Genomic DNA, 20,675 nt, shown 5'->3' with positions numbered 1-20,675 from the left:
TATCTCACTCAGACAGGAATCAGCACTTGGCAAGCGCTGCTTTTTTCGTGAGGGTCTTGCGCTTCGGACGGGCATGAATGATGACGGGCTTTTTGGCCGTCTTTTTCATGCCGGGCTTTTTCACGGCGACCTTCTTTTTTGAAGGAGCCGGTTCAAAGGCCGGTTTCTTTTCTTCTTTTTCAACGGGCGGGCGCCAGAGAACGAGCATCTTGCCGATTGCCTGAATGCGCGCTGCGCCGAGCTTGTCGGCAAGCGCTTCGTAAATGGCGGTGCGCTCCTCACGGTCGTCGCCCGGAACGTGAATCTTCACGAGCCCCGCATCGTCAAGCGCGCGGCTTACTTCCTTTTCGACGGCTTCGGTAAGTCCGTTTGCGCCCAAAAGAACGCGGGCTTTGAGGTGATGCGCCTGTCCGCGCAGTTCGAGACGCTTGTCGCGCTCTAAAATGAGTTCGGCCATAATAAAAAGCTTTCTCCTAAGAAAAAGACACTCTTTTTTGTCCCGCTATTGTAATTGGTCTATGCCCAAATCACTGAAAAAACTCCGCTCCAACCGTGCCTGGATCGAGCGTCACATCAACGATCCCTTCGTCAAAATGAGCCGTGCGCAGGGGTATCGTGCGCGTTCGGCTTTCAAGTTGCTGGAAATTGACGAAAAGGAAAAGATCTTTCACCCGGGAATGACCGTGGTGGATTTAGGCGCCGCTCCGGGCAGTTGGTCTCAGATTGCAAGAAAGCGCCTCACAAACCCTGACGGCACCTTCTGCGGCCGCGTGATTGCGATGGATATTCTCCCGATGGAGCCCATTGAGGGCGTGGATTTTCTGCAGGGCGACTTCAGGGAGCAGGAAGTGGCGGACGCCCTGGATGCGCTTTTGGAGGGCGGCAAGGCCGATGTGGTGATCAGCGACATGGCTCCGAACCTTTCGGGCGTAGCGATGGTCGACGCGGGCGCGAGCCTTCTTTTAAATGAACTTGCGCTTGAATTTGCCGAAAAGAACCTCAAACCCGAAGGGGTCTTTGTAACGAAGGTTTTTCAGGGCTCGGGCTACTCGCAGTTTGTGGAAAGCTGCAAGCGCGTCTTTAAGACGGTGAAGCAGCGCAAACCCGAGGCAAGCCGCGATACGAGTCCGGAAATGTATGTGGTGGGGCGGGGACTTAAACCCGCAAAGAAGAACGCTTAACGACCGGATACAAAAAAGCTTGGAAATTCGCGGCTTTGGACGACAAAACGCCCGATTTCGTTTAGGCTACGTGCAAAATGAAGCCGTCTGTGCGCCTTGAGCGCTCCCGGTGACGGCAAAAATACCGACGACTGAGAGGACAATTTTGGACAACAGGATGCTGGGGCGCATCGCGATCTGGGTGCTGATCGCCTTTGTGCTCTTTACCGTGTTTCGGCAGTTTGACGGCGAACGTGCGGTTCCGGCGGCCGAACAGACGAGTTACACGCAGTTTATGGCTGACGCCAAGGCAGGCCGCATCAGCCGCGTGGACGTGCAGGGCAGAAAGCTCACCGTGACGCCCACCGACGGGCCCGCTTATTCGATCACCAGTCCGGGCGACCTCTGGATGGTGGACGATCTGCGTAAAAACGGCGTGCAGGTTTACGGTAAGGCCGAAGAGGAACCGTCTTTCCTGCAGACGCTTTTTGTAAGTTGGTTCCCGATGCTGCTTTTGATCGGCGTGTGGATTTTCTTCATGCGTCAGATGCAGGGCGGCAAGGGCGGCGCCTTCTCCTTCGGTAAGAGTAAGGCAAGAATGCTTGACGACACCGCCAACAAGGTGCGGTTTAACGACGTTGCCGGGTGCGATGAAGCGAAGCAAGACGTCCAGGAAGTCGTGGACTTTCTCAAGGACCCTTCGAAGTACCAGAGGCTCGGGGGCCATATTCCGCGCGGCATTTTGCTCGTCGGACCTCCCGGGACCGGTAAGACGCTTCTTGCGAAAGCCATCGCCGGTGAAGCGGGGGTGCCCTTTTTCTCGATTTCAGGCTCTGACTTCGTGGAAATGTTTGTGGGTGTGGGTGCCGCGCGAGTGCGCGACATGTTTGAAAACGCCAAGAAAAACGCGCCCTGCATCATCTTCATCGACGAAATCGATGCCGTGGGCCGTCAGCGTGGCGCAGGCTTGGGCGGCGGCAACGACGAACGCGAGCAGACGTTAAATCAGATGCTCGTAGAGATGGACGGCTTTGAAACCGGCACCAACATCATCGTGATCGCGGCAACAAACCGCCCTGACGTGCTGGATCCGGCGCTCCTTCGCCCGGGCCGCTTTGACCGCCAGGTCGTGGTGCCGCTGCCCGACATTCGCGGGCGTGAGCAGATTCTCAACGTTCACATGAAAAAGATCCCTGTGGCGCAGGACGTGCGCGCTGACATTCTCGCGCGAGGCACACCGGGCTTTTCAGGCGCCGATCTCGCAAACCTCGTGAACGAAGCTGCGCTTTTTGCCGCACGTCGTAACGGCCGTGTGGTCGATATGAACGACTTTGAGCTTGCCAAAGACAAGATCATGATGGGCGCAGAACGTAAGTCCATGGTGATGACCGAGGACGAAAAGCGCAACACCGCCTATCACGAATCCGGTCATGCGCTCGTAGCCAAACTCATGCCCAAGTCCGATCCCGTGCATAAGGTGACGATCATCCCGCGCGGCAGAGCCCTGGGCGTGACGATGCAGCTTCCGGAAGAAGATCACTACGCCTACGACAAACAGTACCTTTTGACGCGCATCGCGATTTTGTTCGGCGGCCGCATCGCCGAAGAAGTCTTCATGCATCAGATGACCACGGGCGCAAGCAACGACTTTGAACGTGCCACCCAGATGGCGCGCGACATGGTGACGCGCTACGGTATGAGCGACAGCATGGGCGTGATGGTGTACGCCGAAAACGAAGGGGATCCCTTCCTGGGGCGGTCTCTGACGCGCACAAGCCACATCTCTGAGGAAACCATGCGTGCGGTTGATAACGAGATCCGCCGCATCCTCGAAGAGCAGTACACAACTGCGCGTAAACTCATTGAAGACAACGCCGACAAGGTTGAAGCCATGGCGCAGGCGCTTCTCAAATGGGAGACGATTGACGCCGATCAGATCGACGACATCATGGCAGGCAAGCCCCCGCGTGAACCGAAGGTTTCGCAGCCCGCCGGGGCCGCGCAGCCGGCGGCTCCCGCTGCGGTTGCAGCTGCTGCGTCCGCGCAGGATAACGGCTCACAGCCGCCTGCGGCGTAAGAAGGATGTGAAGACGGGGCCGGCAGGCCCCGGCAAAAGGACGGAGTGCCGTGCGCTTTCCGTCCTTTTTCCGTGAAAGGACAAGAGAAAATGCAAAATTCAAAAGCAGCGGTTGCCTGGAAACTCAGAACCCGCACGCTCGATCTGACCCGCCCCCGCATCATGGGGATTGTGAACGTGACGCCCGACTCCTTTTCTGACGGCGGAGAACACGCCACAACCGAGGCGGCCGTTGCCTGGGGCAGAAAACTTGCCGCTGACGGCGCCGACATCATCGACGTCGGGGGCGAATCCACGCGCCCAGGCGCGGCGGATGTCTCGCTTGAAGAAGAGCTCGCCCGTGTGATTCCGGTGGTAAAGACGCTGGCCCGAGAGGGACTTATTGTGTCGGTGGACACAAGTAAACCCGAAGTGATGCGGGAAGCCGCGGCCGCAGGCGCCGAGATTTTGAACGACATCCGGGGTTTTCGTGAGGCGGGGGCGCCTCAGGCTGCCGCCCAAAGCGGCTGCGGCCTCATTGTGATGCACATGCAGGGGACGCCCCGCACCATGCAGAAGGCCCCGTCCTACACGGACTTGATCGGCGAAGTCACCGACTTTCTGCTCTCGCAGGAAAAGGTGCTGCTTGCCGCCGGCGCAGACCCCGCGGCGGTCATGTTTGATCCGGGCTTTGGTTTCGGGAAAAACGTGGAGCAGAACTTTGAGCTTCTTGCGGCAACGGCGCATTTCGTGGAACTCGGCAGGCCCTTTTTGATGGCGCTTTCCCGTAAGTCGTCCCTGGGGGCCGTCACGGGCGTAGCCAAGGCTGGCGACCGTATTGTGAGTTCGGTTGCCGGGGCCCTGATTGCCGTTGAGCGCGGCGCGCAGCTGGTGCGTGTGCACGACGTGAGGGAAACGAAGGAAGCTTTTGACGTTTTGGCGGCCGTGCGTGCGGCAGAGGTGCGTCTTAAGGATTAATATCTAGAAGTTTGAATCCGCCAAAAGAGAAAGAACAACATGACGCGACGCTACTTCGGCACGGACGGTGTAAGAGCCACGGTGGGAACTTTTCCCATGACGCCGGACTTTGTGATGCTTCTGGGGCAGGCCTCAGGCCGCGTGATCCGCAGGGAAAATGCCGGACGCAAAACGACGGTTTTAATCGGCAAGGACACCCGGGTGTCGGGCTACATGCTGGAAGCCGCGCTGCAGGCGGGGTTTTCGTCTGCCGGCGTGGATACGGTTCTCTCCGGGCCCATTCCGACGCCCGCGGTTGCCTATCTCACGCGGGCTCTGAGACTTGAAGCCGGCGTTGCGATCAGTGCAAGCCACAATCCGTACTGCGACAACGGCATCAAGTTTTTCTCCGCTGCCGGCACAAAACTTCCGGACGCCGTGGAGCTTGCCGTTGAAGCCGAAATCGACAAAGGCTTTCACTGTGAGGCAAGCGACAATCTCGGCAAAGCCCGAAGGCTCGATGATGCGGCCGGCCGCTACGTTGAATTTTGTAAAAGCACGTTCCCCGCGGGGCTCGACCTTAAGGGGATGAAGCTTTATCTCGACTGCGCCAACGGCGCTTCCTACCACGTCGCTCCCGCCGTTTTTCATGAGTTGGGTGCTGATGTGACGGCGGACGCCGTCAGTCCCAACGGCTTTAACATCAACGAGGGTGTGGGTGCGACGCACACGGATACCCTGGCCGAGCGCACCGCCAAGGCGGGCTGCGCCTACGGCCTTGCCTTTGACGGGGACGCCGACCGCCTCATTATGGCTGACGCCGCAGGCCACCTTTATAACGGTGATGAGCTTCTTTACGCCATCGTCTGCGACCGGGGCCGAAAGGGCCGTGTTGACGGTGTCTGCGGCACGCTCATGACAAACTACGCTTTGGAAAAGCGCTTCGGTGAAATGAAGCTTCCCTTCGTGCGCGCCAAGGTGGGCGACCGCTACGTGATGGAAGAACTCACCAAGCGCGGCTGGCTTTTCGGGGGAGAATCCTCCGGGCACATCATTGCGCTTGACAGGCAGAGTACCGGCGACGGCATCGTGAGCGCGCTTCAGGTTTTGGCTGCCGTCAGAGACACCGGTAAGACGCTTGCTGAACTTTTGGCGGGGCTTGAACTCATGCCCCAGGTTCTCATCAATAAGCGTATTGAAAAGGGCTATGACTGGAAGGGTAATGCCGCGTTTGTTGCGGCGGTTGCTGAGGCAGAGAAAACGCTCGCGGGGCGCGGGCGCGTGCTGATCCGCCCCTCAGGCACGGAACCTCTGCTCCGGATCATGGTGGAGACGGGGGATAAGGCCGAGGCGCAGACGCTTGCGCAGGGCCTTGCCGATGCGCTCAGAGTCTGAGGCTTCCTGAAAAAAACACAAACGGGCGGATTTTCTGAAAGGAACGGCCCGTTTTTCTTTCGGGCTTTTGCCTTTCGCCGTGGTTGAGGCCGCAATTAACGGTTAAAATTCATCGTTTTCGCGGACGGCGCTTCGCTTTTTGCCGGGGCAGCATTGGTTGAAAAACAAACCGCCCGTACCGCACAGGTTTTCGGTCGCCCTTAAACGGGCGGCTTCCGCTTTTTTAAGCGCGAATTTATTGCGAGTACTATGAAACCCAGTACCTATATGACGGCCGCCGACATTCGTCAGGCGTACCTCAAGTTTTTCGAGAGCAAGGGCCACACGATTGTGAAGTCAAGCCCGGTCGTTCCCAAGGACGATCCGACGCTGCTCTTTACCAATGCCGGTATGAACCAGTTCAAGGCCAACTTCCTGGGCCTTGATAAGTCGTTGCACCGCGCAACGACCTCTCAGAAGTGCATCCGCGCCGGCGGCAAGCACAACGACCTTGATAACGTCGGCTACACGGCGCGTCATCACACGTTCTTTGAAATGCTCGGAAACTTCAGTTTCGGCGATTATTTCAAGCACGAAGCGATTCACTGGGCCTGGGAACTCTTAACGACCGTTTATAAGCTGCCGCCGGAACGCCTCTGGGTCACCGTCTATTTCGAGGACGATGAGGCCTACAACATCTGGCTGAACGAAATCCACGTGCCGGCCGAGCGCATCATCCGCATCGGCGACAACAAGGGCGCGCGCTACATGTCGGACAACTTCTGGATGATGGGCGACACCGGTCCCTGCGGTCCGTGCTCGGAAATCTTCTATGACCGCGGTCCGTCCGTGCAGGGCGGCCCTCCGGGGAGCCCGGATGAAGACGGCGACCGTTACATGGAAATCTGGAACCTCGTCTTCACGCAGTTTAACCGTGACACGACCGGCAAACTCAACCGCCTGCCGCACCCCAACATCGATACGGGGATGGGGCTTGAGCGTATTGCTTCCGTGCTGCAGGACGTGCCGACCAACTACGACATCGACCTCTTCCAGAACATCATGGCCGCCGCGAAAAAGGCCGTGGAAGAAGCCGGAGCGCAAAACGTGGATCCGCAGTCGCCCTCGCTTAAGGTGATTGCCGACCATATTCGCTGCTGCAGCTTCGCCGTTGCTGACGGCGTCAAGCCCGGTAACGAAGGCCGCGCATACGTGCTGCGCCGCATCTGCCGCCGCGCCATCCGCCACGGCTACAAGCTCGGCGCCCGCGGGCTTTTCTTCTATAAGCTCGTTGATTCCGTCGCGCAGGAAATGGGTGACACCTATCCTGAAGTGAAGGATGCGCGCATTGCCGAAGTCATTAAGAGCGAGGAAGAACGGTTCCTGCAGACGTTAAGCAACGGCATGGAAATTCTCGAAGCCGCCATTGCCGAAACCAAGGACGGCGTGCTTGACGGCAATGTCGCCTTTAAGCTGCACGACACCTACGGCTTCCCGGTTGACCTCACCGCCGACGTCTGCCGCGAACGCGGTCTTAAGGTTGACGTCGAAGCCTTTGATAAGGCAATGGACGAACAAAAGTCCAAGGCCCGCGCTGCCGGTAAGTTTAAGGTTGCGGCCGGAGTCCTTTACACCGGTGAAAACAATACGTTTGAGGGTTACAAGACCCTGGACGAACCGCAGGCCAAGGTCCTTGCGCTTTACCGTAACGGTGCGCAGGTTGAAGAAGCGGCTGCAGGCGACGACGTGATTGTGGTGCTTGACAAGACGCCCTTTTACGCTGAGATGGGCGGCCAGGTCGGTGACGTCGGTATCCTTGAAAACGGCACGACGCTGCTGCAGGTCACGGACACCTTCCGCATCAAGGAAAGTGTCTTCGGGCATGCCGCGCACATCAAGGAAGGAAGCCTTAAGGCTGGCGACGTGCTTGACGCGCAGGTCGATCAGGCAACGCGCGCAGCCGTCGCGCGCAACCACTCCGTGACGCACATCATGCATAAGGCGCTTCGTGAAGTGCTCGGCGCCCACGTCGCGCAGAAGGGGAGCCTTGTGAACAGCAAGGTCACCCGCTTTGACTTCACGCACGACAAGCCCATGACGACCGAACAGATCGCTGAAGTCGAAGACATCGTCAACACCGAGATTCTTGCCAATACCCCGGTGCTTGCGCGTGAAATGTCGATTGAAGAAGCAAAGAAGGCCGGTGCCGTCATGCTTTTCGGTGAAAAGTACGGCGCCACGGTCCGTGTGCTTGATATCGGTACGTCGCGGGAACTCTGTGGCGGCACGCACGTTGCACGCACCGGCGACATCGGGTGCTTCAAGATTGTGTCGGAAGCCGGCATCAGCGCAGGCGTGCGCCGCGTGGAAGCCGTGACCGGCATGAATGCCCTGAAACTCATGCAGCACAATGCCGCGTTGCTTACCGAAAGCGCCGCACGCTTTAAGACGCCTGCGGAAGAATTGCCCGGTAAGATCGACCGCCTGATCGCCGACGCCCACGAACTTGAAAAGGAACTGACGGCCGCCAAGGATAAGCTCGCGGCCGCGCAGGGCGCCAATGTGGTTGCGAAGGCCGAAGACGTCGCCGGTGTCAAGGTTCTCGTTGCCGTGCTTGAAGGCATGGACGCCAAGAGCCTCAGAACCACGATGGATGATCTCAAAAACAAGCTCGGCAGTGCCGTGATTCTTCTTGCGGTCGCAGGCGACAAGATCCAGTTCTGCGCCGGTGTCACCAAAGACCTCACGGGCCGCATCAAGGCCGGAGAACTTGTCAACGCCGCGGCGGCCGTCGCGGGCGGCAAGGGCGGCGGCAAGCCCGATATGGCGATGGCCGGCGCCGCTGACGTCGCCAAACTGGCCGACGCCATGAAGGCAGCCCGCACGTTTATCGGCGAAAAGCTCGCCTGAGCGTGATGGAGGCCGAAGTGCTTGACCTGCGGGGGATGGCCTGTCCCCTGCCGGTTTTAAGAACCAAAAAGGCGCTTGCGAAAAAAGCGGCCGGGGACGTCGTGGAAGTTCTCACCGATGATCCCCACGCCGTGCCGGATATCCGGCTTTTCTGTGAGCAAAGCGGCCATATTCTGGTCGCGCAGGAGATGCAGGCTGACGGCAAAACCACAAAGCACGTGGTGAAGCACCGTCCGTAACGGTTTTCTGCGGCATGAGGCCCGGTCCAGCAATTCTTTGCTTCGGCCGGGCTTTTTTTTCTTTTTTTTTTTTTTCGTCCCGTTTCTGCGGCTTAAGGGTAAGTCCCAGTCCGGAAAATGCCGTCTTTACGGGAAATTTTTGACTAAGGTACTTTACCTAGGCAAAACACAGTGCTACCATCCGTCGCCTTTTAAGAAAACCGTGTCGGGCGGCGGCTTTCATCCGGAGCCGGAAGCCGCAGAAAATGCAGGTAATTTTCACGCTCACCTGATTTCTTAAGGCGGGGTTTCCACGGTCTGCGCCGGCGGCGCGGGAAGCGGGCCTTAAGGACGGCGCTTTCACTAACGACTCCCTCCTTCATCAAAGAAAGCGGCCGCATCAGCAGAAAAAGAACGCACGGGTGAAAGGCGGGCGTTCGGAAACTGTGTTTTTTGTCATGCTGACGGGTGTTTTACTGGGCATCGCAAGCGGTGCTCTCTGGGGCTTAATCTACATCGCCCCTTTGGTCGTGCCGGACTATAACCCGGTACTGGTGGCGCTTTCGCGCTTTATCGCGTTCGGTCTTATTTCGCTGCCGTTTCTTTATGTCTACCGGCGGGAATTAAAGCGCTTTACCCGCACCGACGTCTGGCAGTCTTTTAAGCTTCCGCTTTTCGGCAACGTTCTTTTTTACTGCCTTCTTACCGTCTGCATTCGTCTCGCGGGAGCGCCGCTTGCAGGCATGTTTATGGCCGTGATTCCGGTGCTTGTTGCGATCGGTTCGAATTTCCGCAATGCCGGCAGTGACGCGGCACTGCCCTGGGCAAAGATTCTGCCGCCGCTTTGCATCATTTTCGTGGGCCTCGTGATTGCCAACTATTCCGAATTTGAACGCGCCGTGACCGCCAGCGCCCAAGGCGGCACCGAATACTGGGTGGGTGTCGGTTTCGGTATCGCTGCCGTCATCTCCTGGACCTGGTTTTCCATCATGAATGCCGAGTGGCTCTTAAAGCACACGCGGCTTTCAACGGGGGCGTGGACGGCACTGCAGGGCGTGACCGTGTTGCCCCTGGTGATGGTGCTCTTTGGAATCGTTGCCTGGCCCATGGGCTTTATGGACACGACGGTGTCCGTCTGGGGGCCCGCCCCCTGGACCTTCTTTGCCACGGCTTTTGTGATCGGCCTTTTCTGCTCATGGATAGCGATGATCTGCTGGAACAGCATGAGTAAGCGGCTGCCTGCGGGACTCGGAGGCCAGTTCATCGTCTTTGAGTCTGTGTTTGCCGTGATTTATGCGCTCATCTGGCGCGGGGAACTTCCGACACTTTCGATGGTCGTGGGTTTTGCGATTCTGATGTTCGGTGTTTTGGGGTCGCTTCAGGTCTTTCAGTCAACGATTAAGGTCGTGCATGACGCGGAGGATGAGCCGCATGAGGCCCGTCGGGGTGCCGCCAACCGCGACCGCATTGCTGCCGACGGCACAAACGGTATTTAACCCGACGGATCGGGCCGGCTGCCGGTTTTTGTGACGGCGGGCTTTTGATCCGTTGCCTTTTTGGGCTCGTCCCCGTCACGGTAGCGGATGATGTTCCAGCCTTTGTACCAGCAGAGCATCCGCACGGCCACAATCAGAAGGCTCGACAAAATGAGGGAAAACGCATCGTCCGCGCCGAAGTACACCAAAGCGATATAAATCCAGCAGCCCAGAAACGCTGCGGAAGCGTAGGGCTGTTTGTCAGAGAGCACCATCGGCATCTGGTTTAAAAAGACGTCGCGGATCATGCCGCCGAAAGCACCCGTACACACGCCCAGGATGGCGGCGGGCAGGGGTGGGAGCCCCGCCTGCAGCGATAACGCCGTGCCGCCCGCGGAGAAAAATCCCAGGCCCACGGCGTCCGACCAGATAAAGACGGAATAGGGGAGGAACTCCCTGAAGTGCTTTAAAAGGGAGGGGGCAAAGGCCGCGATAAAAATCGTGAGCCACACGTACCCGCTGTGCGCGACCCAGAAAAACGGCCGGTTGTCAATGATGATGTCGCGCACCAGCCCCCCGCCGAAAGCGGTCGTGAAGGCCATCACAAAAACGCCCACCGGATCGAGCTTTTTACCGTCAGCGGCCAAAATACCCGCAAAGGCAAAGGCGGCGATGCCGATGATGTCGGTGAGCGAGAGAATTCCAGACTGCATGGTGTTTCCTCCGGTGCGCCTGCCGCACAAAGGAAAATCGACCCGGACGGGACAGACAACGCTTCTTCGTCGACTTTCTTTGGCTATTTTAGAGAACGGACGCGCACGCCCGTCAGAATTACCGCGAAAAAAAGCGCTGACGGAAAGCCTGAAAGTTCCGTCAGCGCGAACATATAAACCCCAAGAAACATGTTTCGGACTGCAGGAGAAACAATCCTGAAACGCAAGGCCTTGGTGACCAACGTCGACCCCGTTGACGTTGTTTGCGGTGTCACCGCCTGTGTTTCCCGGTTGCCGACACTTTACACATAATGGGAATCATTCGCAACTAGACTTTCGAACTAAGCGCAAAGGACGAAAAAAAGCGGTAACGGGAGCCTGAAAATCCCGTTACCGCGTCAGAAGAACCCCAAGAAACATCGTCCAGACTGCAGGAGAAACAGATCTGAACGTAGTTGCCGGCGACCGGTACCGACCCCAAAGGTACCGTTTGCGGTGTCGCCGCGCTTTGTTTCCCAGTTGGTGAAACTATACAGTAAATGAGAATCATTCGCAATTGTGCTGGCATTGTTTTGGTATGTGTGTTTGTTTCCAAATATTTCTGTTATGGTAAAACCTGAGAAAAAACAGAGGAAAAGCCGCACGAAATCTCTAAAATGGCGCCTTTCTTTTATTTGGCCGGTAAAGCCATCATGGCATTTCAACTGCATCCAGACTATCTGGTCGGTCAGCATCTGTCCGACTACGACTTCAATCTTCCCGAAGAACTCATTGCGCAGTATCCGCTTGCAGACCGCACGGCCTCGCGCCTGTTGCACGTTACGGACAGCGTGATTGAGGATCTTCACTTCACCGACGTCAAAAAGCTTCTGCGCCCGGGCGACCTTCTGGTGATGAACGACACCAAGGTGATTAAGGCGCGCCTGCGCGGTCACAAAGACACCGGAGGCGCCGTTGAATTCATGATCGAGCGCGTCACCGGAGAAAAGACGGCTTTAAGTATGCTCAGAGCCAGCAAAACGCCCAAAACCGGAAGCCGCCTTTTTGCGGTCAACGATAAGGGGGAAGAAGCGGGCGCGACCGTCACGGGCCGTCAGGGGGAATTCTTTCTGCTTGAATTTGATGAGCCGGTGCTCGCTGTGCTTGACGCTTTCGGCAAAGTGCCGTTGCCGCCTTACATCGAACGTGAAGCCAAGGCCGAAGATGCCGGGCGCTATCAGACGGTCTACGCCAAGTGCCCGGGAGCGGTGGCGGCACCGACCGCGGGCCTGCACTTTACGAAGGAACTCCTGGCAGAACTTAAGGACAAAGGCGTTGACGAAGCCTTTGTGACGCTGCACGTGGGCGCGGGGACCTTTCAGCCCGTGCGTGAGGAAAACCTCGAAGAGCACACGATGCATTCCGAGTGGCTCACCGTAAGCGAAGAGACCGCCGAAAAAGTAAACCGCGCCAAGCGTGAGGGGCGGCGTGTGATTGCGGTGGGCTCAACGAGCCTTAGAGCGCTCGAAAGCGCTGCCGTTGCGCCGGGCGTCATCCGCGCGGGCGCCATGGACACGAAACTTTTTATTGCGCCGGGTTATAAGTTTGACGTGATCGACGTGATGATCACGAACTTTCACCTTCCCAAGTCCACGCTCGTGATGCTGGTTTCGGCTATCGTCGGCCGCGACCGGGTGATGCAAGCCTACCGCCACGCCGTGGACAACAAATACCGCTTTTTCAGTTACGGCGACGCCTGCTTTTTTGAGCTCCCGGAAAAAGACCGGGCTCGGCCGGACAACACCGCCAAGGAGTAAATACCGTGAGTCTTTCCTTTGAAGTTTTAAAAACCGAGGGTAAGGCCCGCCGCGGCCGCATGACGCTGAACCACGGGGTGGTTCAGACACCGATTTTCATGCCGGTGGGCACCTACGGAACCGTAAAGGCCATGGCTCCGAACGAACTCGAAGAGATGGGGAGCCAGATTATTCTCGGAAACACCTTCCACCTCTGGCTTCGTCCCGGCCTGGAAGTTATTGAAAAGCACGCGGGTCTGCACCGCTTCATGAACTGGAATAAGCCGATTTTGACCGACTCGGGCGGCTTTCAGGTCTTTAGCCTCGGGGCACTCAGGAAAATCAGCGAAGAGGGCGTACGCTTTGCTTCGCCCATTAACGGCGACCGGCTCTTTTTGACGCCTGAAGTTTCCATGCAGATTCAGAAGACCCTCAATTCTGATATCTCCATGGTCTTTGACGAATGCACGCCCTACATGATCGGCGACAGGCCCGCAACCAAAGAAGAAGCCGCCAAATCCATGCGTCTGTCGCTCAGATGGGCCAAACGCAGCCGCGAGGAATTTGACCGCCTGGAAAATCCCAATGCGCTTTTCGGGATCGTGCAGGGCGGGATGTTTCCGGAACTCAGACGTGAGTCACTGGCCGGGCTCAAAGACATCGGCTTTCACGGCTATGCCGTCGGGGGCCTCTCCGTGGGTGAACCCAAGGAAGAGATGCTTCACATCATGGATGAAGTCGTCCACGAGATGCCCGAAGACAAGCCCCGTTATCTGATGGGCGTGGGAACGCCCGAAGACCTCGTGGAAGGGGTGGCGCGCGGCATTGATATGTTTGACTGCGTGATGCCTACCCGTAACGCCCGCAACGGCTGGCTCTTTACCCGTTACGGCGACGTGAAAATCCGCAATGCCAAATACAAAGACGACATGCGGCCGCTCGATGAAAGTTGCAGCTGCTACTGCTGCCGGGGCTTTACACGCGCCTATCTGCACCATCTGCAGAAGGTGAACGAAATCCTCGGCGCGCGTCTGAATTCCATCCATAACCTCACGTTTTACGTGCATCTGATGGAAGAAATCCGGCAGGCTTTGGATGAGGGGCGCTTTGGCGCCTGGCGCGAGCAGTTCTACCGCGACAGAGCCCGCGGCGTGGACTAAAGAGGCCCGCGCACAAAAAAGCCGGCAGAAACCCAAAACGGTTTCGCCGGCTTTTTTGCGCCTGCTGCCAGAGGTATCAGCAGTTGCGGCTGCGGCGGTCGCGCACGGCGCGCGCAAGCTTCTCAAGCAGCTTCACGGTGTCATCCCACCCGAGGCACGCGTCCGTCACCGACTGACCGTAGGTGAGGGGCTTATCAGGCGTAATGTCCTGACGGCCTTCGACGAGGTTGGATTCAATCATGACGCCGATGATGGCACTGGAGCCGTCGGCAACCTGCGCACAGATGTCGTCCACCACCAAAATTTGGTTGCGGCAGATCTTTTTGGAGTTGGAGTGCGAGGCGTCGATCATCACCATTTCGCGGTGACCGGCGGCCTTCAAAAGCTCACAGGCGGCTTTGACGGACTCTGCGTCGTAGTTGGGTTCCTTGCCGCCGCGCAAAATGATGTGGCAGTCTTCATTGCCGGTTGTGGTGACAATGGCGGAGATGCCGCCCTTGGTAACGGAAAGGAAGGAGTGCGGGTGTTCGGCCGCGCCGATGGCGTCCACGGCGATCTTCACGGCACCGTTGGTGGCGTTTTTAAAGCCCACGGGGCAGGAAAGACCGCTTGCGAGCTCCCGGTGCACCTGGCTTTCCGTGGTGCGCGCGCCGATGGCGCCCCAGCTCACAAGGTCCGCAATGTACTGCGGCGTGATCATGTCGAGGTACTCAACCCCCGTGGGCAGTCCCATGTTGTTGATGTCAAGAATGAGCTCACGGGCAATTCGCAGGCCGTGGTTGATGCGGCAGGAGCCGTCCATGTCGGGGTCGTTGATGAGCCCCTTCCAGCCCACCGTCGTGCGCGGCTTTTCAAAGTACACACGCATGATGATCTCAAGTTCCCCCTGCAGCTTACGGCGCACTTCCGCGAGTTTCTCGGCGTACTCGCGCGCGGCCTTGGGGTCATGAATGGAGCAGGGTCCCACCACAACAATCAATCGGTCGTCGTTACCGTGCAGGATGTCGTGCGCGGCAAGACGCGCGCGGTGCACGGTGTCGGCAGCGACTTCTTCGCAGGGAAATTCCCGGATGAGGTGTGCCGGAGGCGTAAGTTCCCGGATCTCTTTGATGCGGAGGTCATCGGTTGTGTAGCGCATGTTTCAGTCCTTTCTTTCGGTGTCGGTTAAAAAATCGTTTTGCCAAACACCGCCGGGTTCTTTTCGCCCGGCCTGAGAAACAAAAACCGCCGGGTCTTGATGGCCAGGCGGTCGGGGTTCTTTCGAAGTCGTGCTTAAAAACTCGTGCGCGCTCTCACTCCTTCCGCCGGTGTGCAGAAAAAGTAAAAGTAATAAAAAAATCGGGCGGCGCGGTTAAGCATCGTTTCTTCCAAAATTTTGTTCATGCACCCTGAAAAAACATGACTTTTTCAGGCGGCAACGGGCTTTACTTTACTGCGAAGTCTGAATTTGTGCAAAGCCGTTCTTTTGCTTAAGGGATTATATGTATCGCGGACTTTGCGGGAAGTTATCCTGGCAAAAGCATTTTCTTGTCAATGAGCCGCTCTAGAATCACCCCATCCTTTGTCTTGGTCCGCCGAGGCGGGCTAATTGCGAGAAGACATTTCCGCCATGCCGATTCTGACTCCCGACTACAAAGCGCCCAAGTGGCTTCCGGGCGCGCATCTGCAGACCGTGATACCTGCGCGGTTTTTCCCGCGCCCTGAGATTCACTACCGCCGTGAGCTCATTGATATGCCCGACGGCGACTTTATGATCTTTGACTGGGCAACGCCCGAACCCTCAGACCTGACGGCACCTCTTCTCGTGCATTTCCACGGGCTTGAAGGATCTTCGGAAAGCCACTACGCGGAGGCCCTCATGCGCTACGCCGCGGACAAGGGCTGGAGAGGTGTGGTTGCGCATTTCCGCTGCTGCGGAGGGCTCCCGAACCGCCTGCCGCGCGCTTATTTTGCCGGTGACACCGCTGACAACAGCTGGGCTTTAAAGACGGTGGCCGCGCGCTACCCGGAGGCTCCCTTGTATGCCGTGGGGGTGAGTCTGGGCGGAAACCAGCTTTCAAAGTGTCTTGGGGATTTGGGCAGCGACGCTTCGTTTCTGACGGCCGCGGTGAGCGTCGGCGCACCCGTGGATCTGGTGGCAGGTAGCGAAATAGTGTCGCTTGGCGCCAATAAACTCTACGCCGAGATGTTTTTGTCAACGCTCAAGGAAAAGGTTCTGGAAAAAGCGCGGCGCTTTCCGGACCTTATTGACGAAAACGTGGTGAAAAACTGCTCGACGCTTTACGACTTCGATTCGATTTACACGGCGCCCATTCACGGTTTTAAAAGCGCGATGGACTACTGGACGCGCTGTTCGGCCAAGCCGGTTTTAACGGGTGTGAAGGTGCCGCTTCTGATGCTTAACGCCAAAAATGATCCGTTTCTGCCGGTGTGGGCTCTGCCCGGGGAAAAGGATGTATCGTCCGACGTGTATCTGGAGCAGCCCGAAGAGGGCGGGCACATTGGTTTCCCGAGAGGCAACCCCCCGGGCGACCTCTTTTATCTGCCCGAACACATCTTTACCTTTTTCTCGGGCTTTACCCCGCACGCCAATAACGTGGGCGTAACGGAGGCCAAGGCCAAACCGGAAGGGACATTGACGCGTCTTGCCGGTAAATGGTTCCGCAAAGGTTGATCCGCATCAAAATCTTCTGAAAGTCGGCGTGGCACTTTGTGCAACAGAGGGGACTTGCCCAAGGGGTTGTGCCGATGCACGCGGATATAATGAAAAAAATGCGCCCGTGGGGTACCCTCAAAGAGGTATCCGGGCCGTCACAATTCCCGATGAGGAGGGGAACATAATGAAGAAACTCGTAATTGCTTCCATGCTTGCCGCAGCCTTCGGTGCGGCTCAGGCCGCTCAGCACGCCGACGTCGTCGTGATCGGTGCGGGCGGTGCCGGTATGGCGGCTGCCGTTACGGCGCACGATCTGGGCGCCAAGGTGATCGTTCTTGAAAAGATGCCGTTTGTCGGCGGCAACACGGTCCGCGCCACGGGCGGCATCAATGCGGCTGAAACCCCGCAGCAGGCCAAGCTCGGCATCAAAGACAGCATCGAACAGATGTACAAGGACACGATGAAGGGCGGTCACAACAAGAACAACCCCGAACTCGTCAAGGTTCTCGCTCAGAATTCCAACGCCGCTGTGCAGTGGTTGATTAAGCTCGGCGGTGACTTCAACGACGTGGGCTTCATGGGCGGCGCTACCAACAAGCGCTGCCACCGTCCCACGGGTGGCGCAGCTGTCGGCCCCGAAGTCGTGAAGACTCTCGATAACGCCGTTCAGGCCCGTAAGATCGATCTGAGAACCGAAAGCCAGGTTGTCGACCTCATCCAGAACAAGAAGGGTGCAGTGGTCGGCGTCAAGGTGAAGAACCTTGAAAACGGCAAGGTCTACACGATTAACACCAAGGCCGTGGTGAACGCCGCCGGCGGCTTCGGTGCCAACAACGCCCTCGTTTCCAAGATCGTTCCGCGTCTGAAGGGCTTTGCCACCACGAACCATCCGGGTGCCACGGGCGACGGCCTGCTTCTGTCCGAAAAGATCGGCGCAGCCTTCGTGGATCTGCCTGAAATTCAGACCCACCCGACCTTTAACGAACACTCCGGCATCATGGTCACGGAAGCTGTCCGCGGTAACGGTGCTGTGCTCATCAACATGAACGGCAAGCGCTTCTACGACGAACTGAGCACCCGTGACAAGGTCTCGGCCGCCATTCTGAAGCAGCCCACCAGCCACGCCTACCTCTTCTTTGATGAATCCGTCCGTAAGAGCCTCAAGGCCATCGAAGGCTACGTCAAGCGCCCGGGCATGGTTCTTCAGGGTAAGACCCTTGAAGAAATCGCCGGCAAGATGAAGGTTCCGGCTGATGCCCTCAAGGCCACGATGGCACAGTACGCCAAGGATCAGGCTGCCGGTAAGGACAGCTGCTGCGGCCGTACCAAGATGGAACGTCCGCTTAACCAGCCGGGCTACTACGCGATCGTCGTGACCCCCGCCGTGCACCACACGATGGGCGGTCTCAAGATCGACACCAAGGCTCAGGTTTATAACTTCCGCGGCCAGGTGATCCCGGGCTACTTCGCAGCCGGTGAAGTCACGGGCGGCGTGCACGGCGGCAACCGTCTCGGCGGCAATGCTCAGGCCGACATCATCGTCTACGGCCGTATCGCCGGTCAGTCTGCCACGGCTTACGCCAAGGCTCACTAACCTGAGGTTTTTCCGCCTGAGGACTGTTTAGTCGCGGTCCGCGGAAAATAAATGGTGAAAGAAAAAGGCGCTTTCCTTTGCGGAGGGCGCCTTTTTTGATGCCCTGAACACTCGGGATTTTCCCTCACGGGCTTAGGAAACTGACACAAATTAGGGTGAAATCGTTACCTAAAAACGGGGCGAACCCATTACTATTGCGGCCTGTGAATCAACCCGCCGGGAAAAACGCGTTTTTAGGGCGCGCTTTTTAAAGCGGGCCGACTGAAATCAGTGCCCGTCGACGGGTACGGTGGTTTTTCTGAGGATTTTTTAAGCCATGATCAAACAGGTTATCGTTGCGGCCGCTGCCGCCATGCTCTGCGCCGGTGTGAACGCTGCTTCCTACAAGGACGGCACCTATGAAGGCCAGGGCCAGGGCAACGCCAGCCAGATCACCGTTCAGGTGCAGGTGAAGGGCGGCAAGGTTGCTTCCGTCAAGGTTGTCAAGCACGGTGAAACCGCCATGCTCGTGGGCGCAGCCGAAAAGAAGCTCGCCAAGCAGATCGTTGCCAATAACGGCACGGAAGGCGTGAACGCTGTGACGGGTGCCTCCAACTCCTCCAAGGGCATCATCGCCGCTGTGAATCAGGCTCTCGCAAAGGCCAAGTAATCGGGTGAATTTTTCCGCCTGATGAAAGAAAACCCGCCCGGGAAGCGTTTCCCTGAGGCGGGTTTTTCGTGCCCGGCTTATTCGTTTTTGACGGCTTTTTCCTCGGGCATCTGAGAAAACCCCCAGTTGAGGAACCCGCCCTTATTGCGGGAGCAGACGTAGACCGCGCCAGGCCCCTTAAATTTCAGAACAATCCCTTCGCCTGTGGTCTGACTTGAGACGAGTTTGCCCAGAACCCCCGAGCGGGATGTGTTGATCGACAACTCATAGTCAAGGGACTTCTCCCAGGCGAGGAGGTGCCCGTTATCAACGATGAGCTTTTGGCCGTCGGCGATATCAATGCGACGGACGCTTCCGAAGCCGCTTACGGCCACACGGCCTTCGCTTTCGGTTGCCATTACAAAAAGGCCCCCGGAATTTCCGAGAAGCGCGCGGCCGCCCTCGTCTTCGGCGGTGATTTTCTGCTGAAAGAAGGTTTCGTCGTTTAAAAACTTGCGCGCAAGCGACTTAAAAAAGCCGCCTTTGGTGCGGCCTGAGAGCGACAAAGTGCCGTCCATCGCCACCATGGCGTTGGATTCGGCAAAAAGGCTTTCGCCCTTATTGAGGGTGACGCTTAAAAGCGGATCAACGGACCCGGAGATATCAAACTGAGCCATGGTGATCTGTCGAAAAATGGTTGACAACAAAAAAGGCTAGCTCCGAAACGCCTGCTGCGCGCATTTGAGGCTCTGAAACTGAGAGAAACTGATTTTTACCGAAAAAGAAACGGCTGCTTTTGCTAGAATCCCGCGAATTTATTTTGGGTAACCGCACGGACGGTTGCTGAATGCGGGAACCTTTCTCCCGAAACGGGTGGCGGCATGCAGAAGACGAACTTCCTATTTTGCAAAGCACAGCTCGCGGCTTTAGCGGCCGCAGTCCTTCCGTTTTTTCTATTTTCGGCGGCAGCAACGGCTGCCCAATCCGCTCATCCCGAAGAAGCCTCTGCGCAGTACACCGGCTTTTCCATGGGAACCTTCATTCAGGGCAGTTTCTACGCCAAAGATCAAAAAACGGCGGATGCATTGCCCGCGCGCTTTGAAAAAGCTCTTTTTGCCTATGAAACGCTTTTTACCGTGCATGCCGCGGGTCCCATGACGGAGTTAAATAAAAAAGCGGGTGAATGGGTTGTAACGGACTGCCGCATCACGGATGTGATGGATCAGGCAAAAGCGATTGCCCGGGCTTCAGAAGGCGCGTTTGATCCCACGATCGGCCCGGTTGTCAACGTCTGGAAAATCGGGTTCGGGGGCGACAAGGTTCCTTCGGACGCCGCGATTGCCGAAGCCAAAAAGCACGTCAACTGGCGGGGCATTGAAACCGAGAGACGCGAAGACGGCACCTGCCGCGTGAAAATCCGCGCCGGGCAAAACATTGATCTCGGCGCGATCGCCAAGGGCTGGATCGGAACGGCGCTCACGCAGGACTTAAAAAAAGCGGGTGCGGTGCGCGCAATCGTCGATCTGGGAGGCAACGTTGCATTGCTTAACAGTGCCCCTTCCGGGCGCGCCTGGCGCGTGGGCGTGCAGGACCCGAAGGCTGACCGCGGCGAAACGCTCGCCGTCATTGAAGCGAAAAACGAATCGGTGATTACGTCCGGGGACTACGAGCGCTACATGGACGCCGAGGGCAAGACCTACGGGCATATTCTCTCCGGCAAGACCGGACGCCCGGTGCCCGTGTCCTTCAGTTCCGTGACGATTGTGGACGCTGACGGCGCCAAAGCCGACGGCTGGTGCACGGCGCTTTTTGCCATGGGGCGCGAAAAAGCGCTTGCCTACCTCAGAGAACACCCTGAAATCCGGGCGTTTTTACTGTCACCGGACGAAAAGACCGCGTGGGTGAGTGAGGGGCTTGCGCCGCGTCTTACGCTTCTTGCGCCCGACGTAAAGCTCAATATCCTCACACGGGCAGCATCGGCCCAAAAGTGAGAAAATTA

17 protein-coding genes are annotated in these 20,675 nt (G+C 57.6%); 13 read left to right on the top strand and 4 right to left on the bottom strand.

The window, feature by feature from the left end; genetic code table 11:
- Positions 1 to 19: 19 nt before the first annotated feature.
- On the bottom strand, positions 20 to 457 hold the full coding sequence (locus BQ7486_RS05245; RefSeq protein ID WP_022372438.1) for a YhbY family RNA-binding protein: 438 nt from the start codon (positions 455 to 457) through the stop codon (positions 20 to 22).
- Positions 458 to 530: 73 nt separating this feature from the next.
- Here BQ7486_RS05245 and BQ7486_RS05240 point away from each other — a divergent pair, with 73 nt between their 5' ends.
- The 7 genes from BQ7486_RS05240 (at position 531) to BQ7486_RS05205 (ending at position 10,171) form a co-directional block, all read left to right on the top strand.
- Positions 531 to 1,181 carry an RlmE family RNA methyltransferase gene (locus tag BQ7486_RS05240; RefSeq protein ID WP_143183067.1) on the top strand — a complete coding sequence of 217 codons (651 nt, stop codon included), beginning with the start codon at positions 531 to 533 and terminating at the stop codon, positions 1,179 to 1,181.
- 157 nt (positions 1,182 to 1,338) lie between these two features.
- Positions 1,339 to 3,237 carry an ATP-dependent zinc metalloprotease FtsH gene (gene ftsH / locus BQ7486_RS05235; protein ID WP_074009188.1) on the top strand — a complete coding sequence of 633 codons (1,899 nt, stop codon included), beginning with the start codon at positions 1,339 to 1,341 and terminating at the stop codon, positions 3,235 to 3,237.
- A gap of 90 nt (positions 3,238 to 3,327) precedes the next feature.
- A complete protein-coding gene (gene folP / locus BQ7486_RS05230) occupies positions 3,328 to 4,194 on the top strand; it encodes a dihydropteroate synthase (RefSeq protein ID WP_022373531.1) in 867 nt (288 codons plus the stop codon).
- A 39-nt stretch (positions 4,195 to 4,233) separates the two neighbouring features.
- Positions 4,234 to 5,568, top strand: coding sequence for a phosphoglucosamine mutase (gene glmM / locus BQ7486_RS05225; RefSeq protein ID WP_074009187.1), 1,335 nt, complete (start codon positions 4,234 to 4,236; stop codon positions 5,566 to 5,568).
- Positions 5,569 to 5,835: 267 nt separating this feature from the next.
- The gene (gene alaS / locus BQ7486_RS05220) at positions 5,836 to 8,457 is read left to right on the top strand and encodes an alanine--tRNA ligase (protein WP_074009275.1); all 2,622 of its coding nucleotides are present in this window, start codon (positions 5,836 to 5,838) and stop codon (positions 8,455 to 8,457) included.
- Positions 8,458 to 8,462: 5 nt separating this feature from the next.
- Positions 8,463 to 8,696, top strand: a complete 234-nt coding sequence (locus tag BQ7486_RS05215) for a sulfurtransferase TusA family protein (protein ID WP_074009186.1) — start codon at positions 8,463 to 8,465, stop codon at positions 8,694 to 8,696.
- A gap of 437 nt (positions 8,697 to 9,133) precedes the next feature.
- A complete protein-coding gene (locus BQ7486_RS05205; protein WP_074009184.1) occupies positions 9,134 to 10,171 on the top strand; it encodes a DMT family transporter in 1,038 nt (345 codons plus the stop codon).
- On the opposite strand, the gene BQ7486_RS05200 is transcribed toward BQ7486_RS05205, so the two are convergent.
- Positions 10,168 to 10,863 (bottom strand): trimeric intracellular cation channel family protein, encoded by a 696-nt coding sequence (locus BQ7486_RS05200; RefSeq protein ID WP_022373536.1) that lies wholly within the window; start codon positions 10,861 to 10,863, stop codon positions 10,168 to 10,170. The genes BQ7486_RS05205 and BQ7486_RS05200 overlap by 4 nt on opposite strands.
- A 692-nt stretch (positions 10,864 to 11,555) precedes the next feature.
- Between BQ7486_RS05200 and queA the strand changes: the two genes are divergently transcribed.
- Together queA and tgt are read left to right on the top strand one after the other, a co-directional pair.
- Positions 11,556 to 12,659: a tRNA preQ1(34) S-adenosylmethionine ribosyltransferase-isomerase QueA gene (gene queA, locus BQ7486_RS05195; protein WP_074009274.1), complete on the top strand. Its 1,104-nt coding sequence runs from the start codon at positions 11,556 to 11,558 to the stop codon at positions 12,657 to 12,659.
- A gap of 5 nt (positions 12,660 to 12,664) precedes the next feature.
- On the top strand, positions 12,665 to 13,798 hold the full coding sequence (gene tgt, locus BQ7486_RS05190) for a tRNA guanosine(34) transglycosylase Tgt (RefSeq protein WP_022373538.1): 1,134 nt from the start codon (positions 12,665 to 12,667) through the stop codon (positions 13,796 to 13,798).
- Between the two features lie 76 nt (positions 13,799 to 13,874).
- On the opposite strand, the gene aroG is transcribed toward tgt, so the two are convergent.
- Positions 13,875 to 14,936 carry a 3-deoxy-7-phosphoheptulonate synthase AroG gene (gene aroG / locus BQ7486_RS05185; protein WP_022373539.1) on the bottom strand — a complete coding sequence of 354 codons (1,062 nt, stop codon included), beginning with the start codon at positions 14,934 to 14,936 and terminating at the stop codon, positions 13,875 to 13,877.
- 471 nt (positions 14,937 to 15,407) lie between these two features.
- Here aroG and BQ7486_RS05180 point away from each other — a divergent pair, with 471 nt between their 5' ends.
- The 3 genes from BQ7486_RS05180 (at position 15,408) to BQ7486_RS05170 (ending at position 18,697) form a co-directional block, all read left to right on the top strand.
- Entirely contained in the window at positions 15,408 to 16,472 is a 1,065-nt protein-coding gene (locus BQ7486_RS05180) for a YheT family hydrolase (RefSeq protein WP_074009183.1), read from the top strand.
- 166 nt (positions 16,473 to 16,638) lie between these two features.
- Positions 16,639 to 18,048, top strand: a complete 1,410-nt coding sequence (locus BQ7486_RS05175) for a flavocytochrome c (RefSeq protein WP_074009182.1) — start codon at positions 16,639 to 16,641, stop codon at positions 18,046 to 18,048.
- Positions 18,049 to 18,364: 316 nt separating this feature from the next.
- Positions 18,365 to 18,697 carry an FMN-binding protein gene (locus BQ7486_RS05170; protein WP_204206993.1) on the top strand — a complete coding sequence of 111 codons (333 nt, stop codon included), beginning with the start codon at positions 18,365 to 18,367 and terminating at the stop codon, positions 18,695 to 18,697.
- 77 nt (positions 18,698 to 18,774) lie between these two features.
- On the opposite strand, the gene BQ7486_RS05165 is transcribed toward BQ7486_RS05170, so the two are convergent.
- Positions 18,775 to 19,353 (bottom strand): AIM24 family protein, encoded by a 579-nt coding sequence (locus tag BQ7486_RS05165; protein ID WP_074009181.1) that lies wholly within the window; start codon positions 19,351 to 19,353, stop codon positions 18,775 to 18,777.
- A 204-nt stretch (positions 19,354 to 19,557) separates the two neighbouring features.
- On the opposite strand from BQ7486_RS05165, the gene BQ7486_RS05160 reads away from it, so the two are divergent.
- Entirely contained in the window at positions 19,558 to 20,667 is a 1,110-nt protein-coding gene (locus tag BQ7486_RS05160) for an FAD:protein FMN transferase (protein ID WP_074009180.1), read from the top strand.
- The last annotated feature ends 8 nt before the right edge of the window (positions 20,668 to 20,675 follow it).

The organism is Duodenibacillus massiliensis, from assembly GCF_900128485.1.
GTDB classification, from domain to species: domain Bacteria; phylum Pseudomonadota; class Gammaproteobacteria; order Burkholderiales; family Burkholderiaceae_F; genus Duodenibacillus; species Duodenibacillus massiliensis.
Note: the sequence above shows the minus strand (reverse complement) of the source record. Positions and strands in the feature narration are given on the sequence as shown.

Excerpts from the sequence above, each read along its gene's own strand:
- BQ7486_RS05245 (WP_022372438.1), bottom strand. The coding sequence starts at position 457 with ATGGCCGAACTCATTTTAGAGCGCGACAAGCGTCTCGAACTGCGCGGA.
- ftsH (WP_074009188.1), top strand. The coding sequence starts at position 1,339 with ATGCTGGGGCGCATCGCGATCTGGGTGCTGATCGCCTTTGTGCTCTTT.
- folP (WP_022373531.1), top strand. The coding sequence starts at position 3,328 with ATGCAAAATTCAAAAGCAGCGGTTGCCTGGAAACTCAGAACCCGCACG.
- glmM (WP_074009187.1), top strand. The coding sequence starts at position 4,234 with ATGACGCGACGCTACTTCGGCACGGACGGTGTAAGAGCCACGGTGGGA.
- alaS (WP_074009275.1), top strand. The coding sequence starts at position 5,836 with ATGACGGCCGCCGACATTCGTCAGGCGTACCTCAAGTTTTTCGAGAGC.
- BQ7486_RS05215 (WP_074009186.1), top strand. The coding sequence starts at position 8,463 with ATGGAGGCCGAAGTGCTTGACCTGCGGGGGATGGCCTGTCCCCTGCCG.
- BQ7486_RS05205 (WP_074009184.1), top strand. The coding sequence starts at position 9,134 with ATGCTGACGGGTGTTTTACTGGGCATCGCAAGCGGTGCTCTCTGGGGC.
- BQ7486_RS05200 (WP_022373536.1), bottom strand. The coding sequence starts at position 10,863 with ATGCAGTCTGGAATTCTCTCGCTCACCGACATCATCGGCATCGCCGCC.
- queA (WP_074009274.1), top strand. The coding sequence starts at position 11,556 with ATGGCATTTCAACTGCATCCAGACTATCTGGTCGGTCAGCATCTGTCC.
- aroG (WP_022373539.1), bottom strand. The coding sequence starts at position 14,936 with ATGCGCTACACAACCGATGACCTCCGCATCAAAGAGATCCGGGAACTT.
- BQ7486_RS05180 (WP_074009183.1), top strand. The coding sequence starts at position 15,408 with ATGCCGATTCTGACTCCCGACTACAAAGCGCCCAAGTGGCTTCCGGGC.
- BQ7486_RS05175 (WP_074009182.1), top strand. The coding sequence starts at position 16,639 with ATGAAGAAACTCGTAATTGCTTCCATGCTTGCCGCAGCCTTCGGTGCG.
- BQ7486_RS05170 (WP_204206993.1), top strand. The coding sequence starts at position 18,365 with ATGATCAAACAGGTTATCGTTGCGGCCGCTGCCGCCATGCTCTGCGCC.
- BQ7486_RS05165 (WP_074009181.1), bottom strand. The coding sequence starts at position 19,353 with ATGGCTCAGTTTGATATCTCCGGGTCCGTTGATCCGCTTTTAAGCGTC.
- BQ7486_RS05160 (WP_074009180.1), top strand. The coding sequence starts at position 19,558 with ATGCAGAAGACGAACTTCCTATTTTGCAAAGCACAGCTCGCGGCTTTA.